Origin of the sequence: Micromonospora sp. NPDC048842 (assembly GCF_040649935.1) — a bacterium.
GTDB lineage: Bacteria > Actinomycetota > Actinomycetes > Mycobacteriales > Micromonosporaceae > Micromonospora > Micromonospora hortensis.
In genome coordinates this window covers 1-12876 of sequence record NZ_JBEZGK010000049.1, presented here as the reverse complement: position 1 = coordinate 12876, position 12876 = coordinate 1, and the positions used below count along the sequence as shown (strand labels likewise).

General features: G+C 69.2%; 12 protein-coding genes and 1 pseudogene. 3 read left to right on the top strand and 10 right to left on the bottom strand.

The genetic code is table 11. The annotated features are described in order from the left end of the window. The 7 genes and pseudogenes from AB0C19_RS33395 to AB0C19_RS33365 form a co-directional block, all read right to left on the bottom strand. A pseudogene (locus AB0C19_RS33395) lies at window positions 1–84 on the bottom strand (3-isopropylmalate dehydratase small subunit); the annotation flags it as partial. Window positions 85–352: 268 nt separating this feature from the next. Next, window positions 353–1585, bottom strand: coding sequence for a sigma-70 family RNA polymerase sigma factor (locus AB0C19_RS33390; protein ID WP_357191936.1), 1233 nt, complete (start codon window positions 1583–1585; stop codon window positions 353–355). A gap of 33 nt (window positions 1586–1618) precedes the next feature. Next, entirely contained in the window at window positions 1619–2020 is a 402-nt protein-coding gene (locus AB0C19_RS33385; protein WP_357191933.1) for a YciI family protein, read from the bottom strand. Between the two features lie 104 nt (window positions 2021–2124). Next, window positions 2125–4260 carry an alpha-galactosidase gene (locus AB0C19_RS33380; protein ID WP_357191930.1) on the bottom strand — a complete coding sequence of 712 codons (2136 nt, stop codon included), beginning with the start codon at window positions 4258–4260 and terminating at the stop codon, window positions 2125–2127. Then, entirely contained in the window at window positions 4257–5171 is a 915-nt protein-coding gene (locus tag AB0C19_RS33375; RefSeq protein WP_357191927.1) for a carbohydrate ABC transporter permease, read from the bottom strand. The genes AB0C19_RS33380 and AB0C19_RS33375 overlap by 4 nt, the downstream gene beginning before the upstream one ends. Further along, window positions 5168–6124: a sugar ABC transporter permease gene (locus AB0C19_RS33370; protein ID WP_357191924.1), complete on the bottom strand. Its 957-nt coding sequence runs from the start codon at window positions 6122–6124 to the stop codon at window positions 5168–5170. Before AB0C19_RS33370 ends, AB0C19_RS33375 begins: the two co-directional genes overlap by 4 nt. 21 nt (window positions 6125–6145) lie before the next feature. Further along, a complete protein-coding gene (locus AB0C19_RS33365; protein WP_357191921.1) occupies window positions 6146–7474 on the bottom strand; it encodes an ABC transporter substrate-binding protein in 1329 nt (442 codons plus the stop codon). 283 nt (window positions 7475–7757) lie between these two features. Here AB0C19_RS33365 and AB0C19_RS33360 point away from each other — a divergent pair, with 283 nt between their 5' ends. The 3 genes from AB0C19_RS33360 (at window position 7758) to AB0C19_RS33350 (ending at window position 11329) form a co-directional block, all read left to right on the top strand. Then, window positions 7758–9749, top strand: coding sequence for a beta-galactosidase (locus AB0C19_RS33360; protein WP_357191918.1), 1992 nt, complete (start codon window positions 7758–7760; stop codon window positions 9747–9749). 37 nt (window positions 9750–9786) lie between these two features. Continuing rightward, entirely contained in the window at window positions 9787–10563 is a 777-nt protein-coding gene (locus AB0C19_RS33355; protein ID WP_357191915.1) for a DeoR/GlpR family DNA-binding transcription regulator, read from the top strand. A gap of 277 nt (window positions 10564–10840) precedes the next feature. Further along, window positions 10841–11329, top strand: a complete 489-nt coding sequence (locus AB0C19_RS33350) for a hypothetical protein (protein WP_357191912.1) — start codon at window positions 10841–10843, stop codon at window positions 11327–11329. Between the two features lie 42 nt (window positions 11330–11371). Here the strand turns inward: AB0C19_RS33350 and AB0C19_RS33345 are convergent, their stop codons facing one another. From AB0C19_RS33345 to AB0C19_RS33335, 3 genes are all read right to left on the bottom strand, one after another. After that, window positions 11372–11905, bottom strand: coding sequence for a hypothetical protein (locus AB0C19_RS33345; RefSeq protein ID WP_357191908.1), 534 nt, complete (start codon window positions 11903–11905; stop codon window positions 11372–11374). Further along, window positions 11902–12174: a hypothetical protein gene (locus AB0C19_RS33340; RefSeq protein WP_357191939.1), complete on the bottom strand. Its 273-nt coding sequence runs from the start codon at window positions 12172–12174 to the stop codon at window positions 11902–11904. The genes AB0C19_RS33345 and AB0C19_RS33340 overlap by 4 nt, the downstream gene beginning before the upstream one ends. A gap of 74 nt (window positions 12175–12248) precedes the next feature. Then, on the bottom strand, window positions 12249–12512 hold the full coding sequence (locus tag AB0C19_RS33335; RefSeq protein WP_357191905.1) for a DivIVA domain-containing protein: 264 nt from the start codon (window positions 12510–12512) through the stop codon (window positions 12249–12251). Window positions 12513–12876: the final 364 nt, after the last annotated feature.

Here is a 12876-nt window from a genome sequence, read left to right as displayed (position 1 = left end):
CACGGCGGGGATGATCTGGTCGGTGTCCACGTTGGACCGGCGCAGCGGCACGGCAGTGCCGGTGTGGGTGGTGAACTTGTCCATCTCGTCGGTCCAAATCGTTTACGGCATCAGCTCTAAAGCCAGCCCGGCACACCCACACACCCGCGCCGTTGTTGTGGGCCGTGTCGTTGTTGTGGGCCGCGCCGTTGTTGTGGGCCGCGCCGTCACTCCCGGTGGTGGCCGGGGAGAGGCTCGCAGGGTAGATCTTGGACACTTTCCGTTCCGCGCTGACGGAAACTGTCCAAGATTGACAGCTGTGGCGAATGAAGCTGCCGGGGGCGCACCGCCGAAGACAAATTGATCTCTGTTGTCACGAAAGATCAACGGGCTGGGCGGCCAGTCGGGCAGCTCGCATGGTCAGGTAGAGCTGTTCGGGGCTGCTGCTCGTGCGAGCGGCGGCGAACCGGTAGTCGGCGATCGCCTGGGCCCGGTCACCGGCCATCTCGTGCAGGTGGGCGCGGGCGGCGGCCAGCCTGTGGTGTCTGGCCAACTGCGGGTCGTGGGTCAACGCGTCGAGGGCGGCCAGACCGGCGGCCGGTCCGTGCACCATTGCCGTCGCCACGGCCCGGTTGAGGGCCACCACCGGGCTGCCGGCCAAGCGTTCCAGGACCTCGTACAGCGCCAGGATCTGCGGCCAGTCGGTCTGCTCGGTGCTCGGTGCCTCATCGTGCAGGGCGGCGATGGCGGCCTGCACCTGGTACGGACCGACCGGCCCGCGTGGCAGGGCCCGGGTGACCAGTGCGACGCCGTCGGCGATCGCCGTAGAGTCCCAGCGGCTGCGGTCCTGATCGGCCAGTGAGATCAGCTCCCCGGAGGGTCCGGTCCGCGCCGGGCCGCGTGCCTCGGTGAGCAGCATCAGCGCCAGCAGCCCGGCCGATTCGCTGTCGTCGGGCAGCAGCGTGTGCAGCGCACGGGTCAGCCGGATCGCCTCCGCCGCGAGGTCGATGCGGCGCAAATCCGGGCCGGTGGTGCTGGTGTGCCCCTCGGTGAAGACCAGGTAGAGCACCTGTCGTACGGCGACCAACCGGTCCGCTCGCTCCGCCGGCTCGGGCATCCGGAACGGCAGCCCGGATGCCCGGATGCGCTGTTTGGCCCGGCTGATCCGCTGCGCCATCGTCGCCTCGGGCACCAGGAACGCGCGGGCGATCTCGGCGGTGCTCAACCCACCGACGGCGCGCAGGGTCAGCGCCACCGCCGACGTCGGCGCGAGCGCCGGGTGGCAGCAGAGGAAGAGCAGGACCAGTGTGTCGTCCCGCTCGGCGGTCAACTCCTCGTCCGGGGCTGGCGCGTACCGCTGGTCGTCCGGATCCCGGCGGGCGACGAGGTCCTCCCGGCGGCGTCTGGCCTGCTCACCGCGGACCAGCTCGATCATCCGCCGGTAACCGACCTGGATCAGCCAGCCACGGGGGTTCGCCGGTAGCCCTTCGGTCGGCCACTGCGTGGCGGCGGCCAGCAGCGCCTCCTGCACCGCGTCCTCCGCAGTGGCGAAGTCACCGAAGCGGCGGCTGAGCACGCCGAGGACCTGCGGCGCCAACTCGCGCATCAGGTCCTCGATGCGGGGATCGGTGTTCAGCCCTCACAGCTCCTGTGCCGGGGCGGACATCACCGGGTGCACCTCGATCGGCATGTTCAGCGGCCGGCCGCCGGGGCCGGGCGCCGTGGAGATGTACGCAGCCAGCTCCACGGCCCGCTGCGGGCTCTCGCAGTCGACGATCCAGAAGCCCGCCAGGAACTCCTTCGTCTCGGCGAACGGTCCCTCGGTGACCACCGGTGCCCCACCGTCACCGGCGCGGACGATCCGGGCCTGCTGCGGGCCGCCGAGGCCCTGCCCGTCGACCCACTCACCGGCGGCGGTGAGCTTGGCGTTGACCTCGCCCATGTAGGCGATGTGCGCCCGGACCTCGTCCTGCGTCCAGGTGTCGATGCCCGGGAAGTCGGTCCCGGCGGCGCTGAACTGCATCAACAGCATGTATTTCATCGTTGGCTCCTCACACCCGCGCACCCTCGTCGGTGCTCTCACAGTGAGGTAGAAGCAGGCCCCGCCGTTCTCGACACCCCGGCCGAAGATTCTCCAGAATCTTTTCAGTCGACGGCGTCGACCTCCAACACCAGGCTCTGCTCCGGGTGCAGGGCGGGCAGCTGCACACCCACCCGGGCCAGCGCCGCCCCGCTGAGGGTGAGACCACCCGCCAGCCAGGTGGGCGGGGACAGGTCGATGCTCGCCGGGGCCGGTACGCCCGACACCTGTCGCACCCGGTACCGCCTGCTCGGGTCGAGACCGGGCAGCCGCACCGTGCCGGGCACCTGCGTCACCGAGGTGGTCAGCCGGGCCACCGCGTACACCGCTCGGGTGTTGTCGTGATCGACCACGCCGTGTGCCCAGACGGCCGGGTCCGGGTGGTCGACCCGGACCACCCGACCAGCGTGCAGCAGCGGGCGCAGCCGCTTGTGCAGCGCCACCCAGGCGGCCAGCTCGGTCTGCTCGGCGGCGCTGATCGAGGCGATGTCCCACTCGATGCCTTGGTGGCCGAAGAGCGCCGTCGCCGCCCGGAAACCCAGGTCGTGTACGCGGTTGGTGGTGTGCGAGCGCTCCGGGCCGACGTGGGTGCCGATCAGCTCCGGTGGCAGCAACAGCCCCGTCCAGCGCTGGATGCTGAGCCGCTCCAGGGCGTCGTTGCAGTCGCTGGCCCAGACCCGGTCGGTGCGCGCCAGGATGGCCAGGTCCACCCGGGCCCCGCCGGACGAGCAGCTCTCGATCTCCACACCCGGGTGCCGACCGCGCAGCTCGTCGAACAGCCGGTAGACCGCCACTGTCTGCCCATGCACCCCGGGGCGGCCATGGTGCCCGGCCTCGGTGAGGTCGCGGTTCTGGTCCCACTTGAGGTACCGGATGCCGGGGTGGTCGGTGAGCAGCGTGTCGAGACGTTCCAGCACGTGGTCGTACGCCTCGTGGCGGCCCAGGTCGAGCACCTGCTGGTGACGCCAGGCCGGCGGTAGCCGCCCCGGCACGGCGAGCACCCAGTCGGGGTGCGCGCGGAACACGTCCGAGTCGGGGTTGACCATCTCCGGCTCGACCCAGAGGCCGAACTGGAGGCCCTGGCCGGTGACGTGCTCGATCAGCGGTTGCAGGCCGTCCGGCCAGACGCCGTCGTCGACGTACCAGTCGCCGAGCCCGGCGGTGTCGTCGCGCCGGCCCCGGAACCAGCCGTCGTCGAGCACGAACCGCTCCACGCCGATCTGCGCGGCCCGGTCGGCGAGCGCCCGCAGCCGGTCCAGGTCGTGGTCGAAGTAGACCGCCTCCCAGACGTTGAGGGTCACCGGGCGGGGGGAGCGCGGGTGCCCCGGGCGGGCCCGCAGATGGGTGTGCAGCACGTCGCTGAGCCCGTCCAGCCCGGCGTCGGACCAGACCGCGTAGAGCAGCGGGGTCTCGTACGACTCGCCGGGGCCGAGCCGGATCTCGCCGGGGGCCAGCAGCTCGCCGCCACCGAGGGTCGACTCGCCGGTGGGCCGACGTTCGGCGAACGTGACGTGGTCGCCGCTCCACGCGGTGTGCACCGCCCAGACCTCGCCGTGGCCGAACCCGAAACCGGTGGTGCCGGCCACCAGCAGCAGAGTGGCGTCGTGCCCGGTGCGGCCGTGCCGGCCCTCACGGACCCAGGCGCCGTGCTGCCACGGGTGCCGCTGCGGGGACCGTTCCCGACACCATCGGCCGGTCAGGTCGAGCAGCTCGGTGGCGAATGCCGGCACCGGCAGCACCGGCGTCAGCTCCCGCAGCTCGTACGCGCTGTCGCCGTCGTTGCGCAGCCGGTGCCGAACGGTCAGCAGGCCGTACGGGTCGAGCGTGATCTCGACGGTCACTGTCAGTCCGGCGGCCGGGTCGGACGCCCGGACGGTTACCCGCGCCGGTCCGTCGGCGGGCTGGTCGACGTCGAGACCGTCCAGCCGGAACGCCGTGGACCAGTCGGCCCCGTCGCGGTGCCCGGCCAACCCCGGTCGGCCGCTCCAGCCGGCGCTCGCCTCCGGCAGCACTGACAGCACTGTCGGCGCGTCGAAGCTGCTCGGCACTACCGGCGGGACTGTCGCGTCGGTGAGCTGACGCAGGCCGTCGTCGTCGAGGTCGCCGACGTCGCCACCCCAGTGCACGACCCGGGGCAGCCCCGGGCCGCGCGCGTCGAGCACCAGGCTGGTCCGCGCGCGGCGCAGGTGCAGGATCGTCATCCTTTGGAGGCTCCCAAGGTCAGGCCCCGAACGAAGTGCCGCTGGAGCATAAAGAAGATCACCAGGGTGGGGATCGCGACGAGCACGCTGCCGGCCGAGACCAGGTTGTTGTCGGTGAAGAACTCACCGCGCAGGTTGTTGAGCGAGCTGGTCACCGGGAACTTGTCGCCGGTACGCATGAGGACGGTGGCCCAGAAGAACTCGTTGTAGATCCAGGTCACCTCCAGCGTCGCCAGCGCGGCCAGGGCCGGCCGGCACAGCGGCATGGTGACCTGCCAGTACTGTCGCCAGATGCTCGCCCCGTCGACCATTGCCGCCTCGTACAGGTCACGGGGCAGCGCCTTCATGTAGTTGCTGAGCACGAAGACACAGAAACCGCACTGAAAGGCCACGTTGATCAGGATCAGGCCCCAGTAGCTGTCGTAGAGCAGCTCCGAGTCACTCATGAACTCCGGCAGCGGCACCTCGGTGAACAGCCGGAACAGCGGGATGAGCAGCGCCTGCTGGGGCAGCAGGTTGGCCGCTGTGAAGATCCCGAGCAGGACGAGGTTGAGCTTCCAACTGAACCGGGCGATGACGAACGCCACGCAGGAGGCGAGGAAGAGGGTCAGCAGCACCGCCGGCACTGTGATGTACACCGAGTTGAGGAAGTGCTGCCCGAACTCCGCCGTCCGCCAGGCGGTGACGTAGTTGTCGAAGGTCCAGCCGCCGAACGAGACGTAGCCGTTCGCGGCGGTGTAGTCGTACGAGCGCAGCGAGGTCAGCACCGCCCAGGCGATCGGGAAGAGCCAGGCCAGCGAGACGACGATGAGGAAGCCGTGCAGCAGGATCCGTAACGGGGTCAGCTTGCGGCCTCGCGGCGGCGCGTCGGCCCCGTCCTCGGTACGCCGGGTGACTGTCGCGGTGCTCATTCCCGGTTCTCCCTCATCACGGTCGCCAGGTAGATGGTGATGAAGACCAGCGAGACGACCAGCATGATCGTTGCCAGTGCCGAGCCGAAGCCGATCCGGCTCGCCTCACCCACCACGTTCTGGGTGACCAGCGCGGAGATCAGCTCCAGTCCGTTGCGGCCCTTGTTGACCACCCAGACCAGGTCGAACGCGCGCAGCGACTCGATCACTGTCACCACCAGCACGATGATGTTGATGGGCCGCATGACCGGGAACACGACCCGGAAGAACGTCCGGCTCTCCGAGGCGCCGTCGACCGCGGCAGCCTCGCGCAGCGATGGATCGACGCCCTTCAGGCCGGCCAGGTAGAGCAGCATGATGTACCCGACGTGTCGCCACCCGGAGGCGACCATCACCGCCCAGATGTTGACGCTCGAGTCGCCGTACCAGTCGATGCTGCTGCCGAAGACGGCGTTGATCAGCCCCTGGTCCCGGGAGTAGAGCAGCTGCCAGACGAAGCCGATCAGCGCCAGCGAGAGCACCACCGGCAGGTAGAGCGCCGTCTGGTAGAAGCGGCTGCCGCGCAACTCCTTGTCCAACAGCACGGCCAGGAACATGCCGAACGGGGTGGCGACCACGAACAGCGCCGCCAGCCAGAGCAGGTTGTGCTGGACCGCCGGCACGAACGGCGGGTAGATGTTCACCACGTCGCTGTAGTTGCGGGCGCCGACGAACTCGATCTCGTTGAGGGGGCCGATGCCGTCCCAGTTCGTGCCGGAGAGCAGCACTGTGGCCGCCGCCGGCAACCAGACGAACCCGGTGACGAGCAGCAGCGGGACGAGCACCATCAGCGTGATGACCACGCGGTCGGTGCGGGACAGGAGCCGTAGCCGTCGGCGACGACCACCAGTGGAGGTGGTCGTCGCCGGCGGCGGCACGGCGCGATCCGGTTGGATCAGGGGCAGGTCGGACACGATGTCCTCCCCCTTCCGCCGTCAGTCAGTGAAGATCGACTTTTTCTGGTTCTCGATGGACGAGGTGAGCCCGCCGATGTCCTTGGGGTTCTTGATGAACTGCTGGAGCGCCGGGATGATCACCGTCGAGGCGAAGTCCGGCCGGGTGTCCCGGTCGAGGAACTGGGCGATCTCGGTGGCCGACCCGACCAGTTCGGCCGCCTTCTTCTGCAGCGCGGTGTAGCCGCTGACGTCCGCACTGGTGTTGGCGACCAGGGTGGCCGGGTCGTTCTTGACGGTGATGTCGCCGGCGTCCTTGCCACCGAAGTACTCCAGCAGCTTGCGCGCGTTGTCCTCGTTCTTGGGCTTGCGGGCCATCATGTAGCCGTCGATCGGCGCGTCCAGCGCCTTGGCGCCGATGGCCGGGTCGATCTCGGGGAAGGTGAAGAAGTCGAGGTCGTTCTGCTCCTCGTTGCTGAACTGCTGACCGACGAAGAGGCCGAGCAGGTACATGCCGCTCTTCTTCTGCTGCAACGACTGCGCGGCCTCCTGCCAGGTGCGGCCGAGGCTGTCCGGCTGGTGCGCGGGGAGCAGGCCGGCCCAGGTGTCGAACACCTTCTTGACCTTGTCGGAGGTCCAGGCCTCCTTGCCGGCCATCAGGTCGATGTGGAACTGGTAGCCGTTGATGCGCAGGTTGAGGATGTCGAAGGTGCCCATCGCCGGCCAACCGTCCTTGTCGGCGAAGGCGATGGGGGCGAGGCCGTCCCTCTTCATCTGCGCGGTGAGCGCGGTGAGCTGGTCCAGGGTGGTGGGCACCTGGTAGCCGTACTGCTGCCACACCGACTTGCGGTAGAACATCGCCCAGGGGTAGTACGACGCCGGTACGAAGTACTGTTTGCCGTCGTCGCCGGTGGATGCCTTCTTGAAGGCGTCGGAGTAGCCGGAGAGCTTGCTCCACACGTCACTGATGTCGCTGGCCAGGCCCTTCTGCGCGAAGAAACGCATCCGGTAGCCGGCGAACCAGGTGAACACGTCGTCCGGCTTGCCCTGTAGGTAATTGTTGATGTTCTCCTGGAACGTGTTGTGGTCGACCGTATTGACCGCCACCTGCACACCGGACGAGGTCTTGAAGCCGTCGGTGACCTTGACCAGGACGTCCTTCGGCTTCGGGTCGGACTGGTTCGAGCCGAGCGACACGTCCTTGCTGGACCCCCCGGAGCCGGAGTCGTCGCCGCAGCCGGCGAGCAGGCCGGTGCCGAGCAGCGCGCCCGTACCGGCTGCGCCGGCCAGCAACGATCGTCGGTTGATGCCGGCGACTGAGGGCGGTACGAGCCGAGCAAGGTACTCGGCTTGGGATTGGGGACGGGACATCTGTGCCTCCTGCGGATGAGAAGGAGCTACGCCCAAGGGCCTCAGGGGTGGTGAAGGCCGGTCCAGCGTCGCGATCACACATTGAGATCCACCGAGAATCCACATTGGCGAACACGAACGGCCATTGGGGCCTCAAGCTACCCTGCGGTCGGGCGCTGTCAAGAGGGCAGTTCGCCTCTGATAACCCAGTCGTGACACGGCCGTTACCTGGTAAACGTTGGAACGAAGCTCGATGTTGGAACCTGTTGACTTCCGCGGTCCGACGGGTGCACCCTCAGCTGTCATGCGGCGATGGCAGGGTGACAGCATCTATTTCGGCGGCGACTACAACCCCGAGCAGTGGCCCGAGGAAACCTGGTCCGAGGACGTCGACCTGATGCGCCAGGCCGGGGTCAACCTGGTCTCCGTCGGCATCTTCTCCTGGGCGTTGCTGGAGCCCGCCCCGGGGCGTTTCGAGTTCGGCTGGCTGGATCGGGTGCTGGACCTGCTGCACCACGGTGGCATCCAGGTCGACCTGGCCACCGCCACGGCCAGCCCGCCGCCGTGGTTGGCCCACGGGCACCCGGAGACGCTGCCCCGCCGAGCCGACGGCGCGATCCTCTGGCCGGGTGGACGACAGGCGTACTGCCCCAGCTCACCGGTGTTCCGCGAGCGGTCGCTGGAGTTGGTACGCGCTGTCGCCGGCCGGTACGCCGAGCATCCCGCCGTGGTCATGTGGCACGTCTCCAACGAGCTGGGCTGCCACAACGCGCACTGTTACTGCGATGTGAGCGCCGAGGCGTTCCGCGGCTGGTTGCGCGAGCGCTACGGCGACCTGGACCGGCTCAACGACGCCTGGGGGACCGCGTTCTGGAGTCAGCGCTACGGCGACTGGGCCGAGATCAACCCGCCGCGCACCGTGACGGCCTTCGCCAACCCCACCCAGCAGCTCGACTTCCTGCGCTTCTCCTCGGACGAGCTGCGCGCCCAACTGCGCGCCGAGCGCGAGGCACTGAAGGCGCTTGTTCACCAGCCGATCACCACCAACTTCATGATCGGCATGGACGTCAAGCACATGGACTACCAGTCATGGGCTAACGATGTGGACCTGGTCTCCAACGACCACTACCTGACCGCGGCCGACCCGCAGGCGCACCTCGGGCTGGCGCTCGCCGCCGACCACACCCGGGGCGTCGCCGGCGGCGATCCGTGGCTGCTGATGGAGCACTCCACCAGCGCCGTCCAATGGCAGCCGCGCAACGTGGCCAAGCTGCCCGGGCAACTGCGCCGCAACAGCCTCGCGCACGTCGCCCGCGGCGCCGACGGGGTGCTCTTCTTCCAGTGGCGTGCCTCCCGGGCCGGCGCGGAAAAGTTCCACTCCGCGCTGGTGCCGCACGCCGGGCCGGACACCAAGGTGTTCCGCGAGGTCTGCCAGCTCGGCGCGGACCTCAAGGCCCTCGCGGAGGTACGCGGCAGTCGGGTGGACGCCGACGTGGCGATCCTGTTCGACTGGGAGGCGTGGTGGGGTGTCGAGTTGGATTCACACCCCAGCGTCGACGTCACCTACGCCGACCGGCTGAACGCCCTGTACGGCTCGCTCTGGCGGGCCGGAGTGACCGCCGACATCGTCCACCCGTCGACCGACCTCAGCGGCTACCGACTGGTCCTGGTGCCCACCCTCTACCTGGTCCGGGACGCCGACGTCGCCGCGCTGCACCGCTACGTCGAGGCCGGTGGCACCGCCGCGGTCACCTACTTCAGCGGCATCGTCGACGGCAACGACCACATCCGGCTGGGCGGCTACCCGGGCGCGTTCCGTGAGTTGCTCGGCGTCCGGACCGAGGAGTTCTTCCCGCTGCGCGAGGGCGAGCAGGTCCACCTCGACGACGGCAGTACCGCCGACGTGTGGACCGAGTGGGTGCACCCCGACGGCGCCGAGGTGCTTTCCTCGTACACCGATGGGCCCTTGCCGGGCGTGCCGGCGCTCACCCGGCACCGGGTGGGCGACGGCGCCGCCTGGTACGTCGGCACCCGGCTGGACGAGCCGGCCACCGACCGACTGGTGGCCCGGCTGCTCGCCGAGGCCGACGTCCGCCCGGCGGCGTCGGCGCCGCCCGGGGTGGAGGTGGTCCGCCGCCGCGACGGCGACCGGACCTGGCTGTTCGCGATCAACCACACCGACACCGAGGTACGCCTGCCGGCGTACGGCGTCGAGCTGTTGACCGGAGGACACTGCGCCGGTGAGCTGGCACTGCCGGCCGGTGAGGTGGCGGTGGTCCGTGAGGATCGGACCTGATTCTGACGACGGTCACGGCGCGAAGGAGGTTCCCCACATGCTCGCCCAGCAGCGGCAGACCGCCATCCTCGATCTGATCCGCCAACGCGGCGGGGTGCGGGTGAGTCACCTGGTCAGCCGATTCGGCGTGTCCGACATGACGATCCGGCGCGACCTGGAGGTGTTGGCCGAACGCGGCCTGGTCGACAAGGTGCACGGCGGTGCGACCCTCGCCGGGCCCGGTTCGGCCGAGGAACCCGGCTTCGCCGCGAAGTCGATCCGCCAGCAGGCGGAGAAGCGGGCCATTGCCGAGCGGGCGGCGACGATGGTCGAGCCGGGGATGGCCATCGCGCTCTCCGCCGGTACCACCACCGCCGCGCTGGCCACGCTGCTCTCCGACGTACGCGGGCTGACAGTGGTGACCAACTCGATCCCGGTGGCCGACGCGCTCTACCAGAACCCGCGCGCCGACCAGACCGTCGTGTTGACCGGTGGCATCCGTACCCCGTCGGACGCGCTGACCGGGCCGGTGGCCGAGGCGGCGATCAGCGCGCTCAACGTCGACCTGCTGTTCCTCGGTGTGCACGGCCTCAGCCCACGGACCGGGTTCACCACGCCCAACCTGCTGGAGGCTGGCGTCAACCGCTGCCTCATCGGCGCCGCCCGCAGGCTCGTGGTGCTCGCCGACCACACCAAGTGGGAGACGATAGGCATCGCCACCATCGCCCCGCTGGAGGCCGCCGACGTGCTGATCACCGACCGTGGGCTGCCGCCGGAGGCACGCACCGCGATCGGCGAGCAGGTCGGCGAGCTGGTGATCGTAGAACCCGACTGAGGGCACGCCCGCGCCTGTGCGCTCGCGTCGATCATGGAGTTGTGGTGCCGAAAAGGGGACGCCGTTTCGACTTTGTCCAGCACCACAACTCCATGATCGATCTGGAGGCGTCGACAGGCCCGCAGACATCGCCGTGGTCGGCCTGCCTGTGCAGCGGCGGTGGCCGCGCAGGATTCGGTCGCGGAAGACCCAATGTCGTACGTGCTGCGCGTCCTCGTCCGACGACCTGCACGCCCACCCGTCCGGCAGATCAGGACTCGAACAAGGGAGCACGGTCATGATCGCGGTCAAGGTGCGATTCGGGGCCACCGTCGTCGTGGGCCTGGTCCTCGTCGGGATGCTGAGTTGGGTGGCCGGCCTGTGGCCCGCCGATCAGACCCGGGCGACAGTCGATCACTGCTATGTGACCCACGATCGGCTGGAGGCCATGCACAGCCGGTGCGTCGGCAACTGGACCCGCGGCGGCCGCGGGCGGCAGGGGCCGATCCACGGCGTCGACGTCCAGGAGTCCTGGAAGGTCATCGACGACGAGCCGAACAGTGCGTACGAGTGGGAGGTGGCCGTCCCGGCCTCGGCTCGACAGCTACGCGTACTCGCCGACACCCGCCAGGCATGGACGTTGTCGCCGCGCGCCCTGCCGTGGGGTCTGGTCCCCGCCGGCCTCGTGGTGCTGCTGGCCGCGCTCGTCTGGTTGATCAGCGCGACGGTCAAAGCACGGAGGCCGGCGCCGAGCGCGCCGGCCGAGTCGAGCGCCACGCCCGCCTGACAGCAGCCGTCCACCCGCCTTCGGGCCCCACCTGTACCGGCGCTAGTGGTCGTTCAGCATGAACAGGAGCGTGTGATGCTCCAGGTCCAGGAACACCACCCGCCAACGTGTCGACGGCGGTGTCTCGTTGTAGGTCTGACTGTGCAGCCAGCGGGGCTTGGCCGGGAGGAACGGCACGAGGTCCGGCCGCACGTCCGTCGGCATGTGCGAGTGGAGCAGCTCGGCCGGGTCGATGGATGCGAACGGAACGAACGCGAACTGCTCGGCCAACCTGTGTGCGTCCTCCGGACGCAGGACGACGACGCCCTGGTACTCCCAGTCCGTCGGGCCCGGCGCCCGTGAGCACGGGTTGCCCAACGCGCGCGCCTGCCAGTGAATCTCCGGATACTCACCGACATGTGGAAGATCCTCCGGCGGATCCCAGCGGCTGACCCGTACCTTCGCCTCGTCGGCCTGTCGTTGCTCCTGGCATCCACGCGTCTCGTCCAAAACAGCCGTGTCGCATCCGAGCATCACCAGCAGCATCCCCGCCACCGCAGCGAGCACGGCTGGACGTGCCCGTCTCCCCGTCTTCATCGCCCAGACTGTAGATCGATCTGTGAACCGTCGTCGGGCAGGCAGGCGCCGACGTGGTCGGCCTCCCGGATGCATCGGTGGCGATCGGGCATGCTCCGGTCGCAGAAAACCCAATGTCGTACGTGCTGCGCGTCCTCGGCCGACACCGTGGTGCCGCCGAGGTCGACCTGCGGCGTGGAGGCCAGGGAACGGGCGAGTGTCCGCGCCAGGTCCAGTGCCTCGGCCAGGTTGGTGACCGCCACCGGCAGGTGGATCACATAGCGAGGCATCTCCGTGTACGCCTCGACGGCGAAGCGCGGCAACGGCGTGAAAAGCCCGCTGTACTGGTGCTCCCATCCCGGGCTCACGGCTGACGCCGCTCGGACCAGGCGCTCTGCCAATCGCGCAGCGCGCGCTTGACGCGAGCGTTCTCCTCGCTGAGCCGAGCCACATCGTGGTGCAGCGTCGCCAGGTCGAGCGCGACGCGGTGCAGGAACCGGCGTACCTCCCCGGGGTCCAGGCCTCGTCGGCCGAAACCGACGACGGTGAACTGCCGGTCGCGGACCTGGCTCGGGTGCAGCCGAGCCAGCCGAGCGCCGCCGCCGTCGTAGAGACTGCCTCGGGTCATTCATCACCTCACGGATCGTCGACCGATGGGCGGGTCAGGGTCGCAAGGCGCCCTTTGCCGTGGTAGTTATTCGTCAAGTCGGTTCGGAGCCGGGATTCGCACATCCCGACGCTCTAGTTGAGACCCGACGAGAGCCGGTATGCGCCTGCCACTCGCGACTCCGTCTCTCGTCACCTTCTCGGCTGTTGGCACAGCCGCGGTTGCCGTGTTTGCACCGGGCGTCCCCGGGGGCCGGCGATCACCCTCACCCGCAGGCCACGTTTCCAGTAGCCTCGGTGTTGGTGCAACGACACCAACGGAATCCTTAATCGGTGCCTGGAGAGGTGAGCATGGCCGCGAGCAGAGAGCCATTCGTTCGAACCCT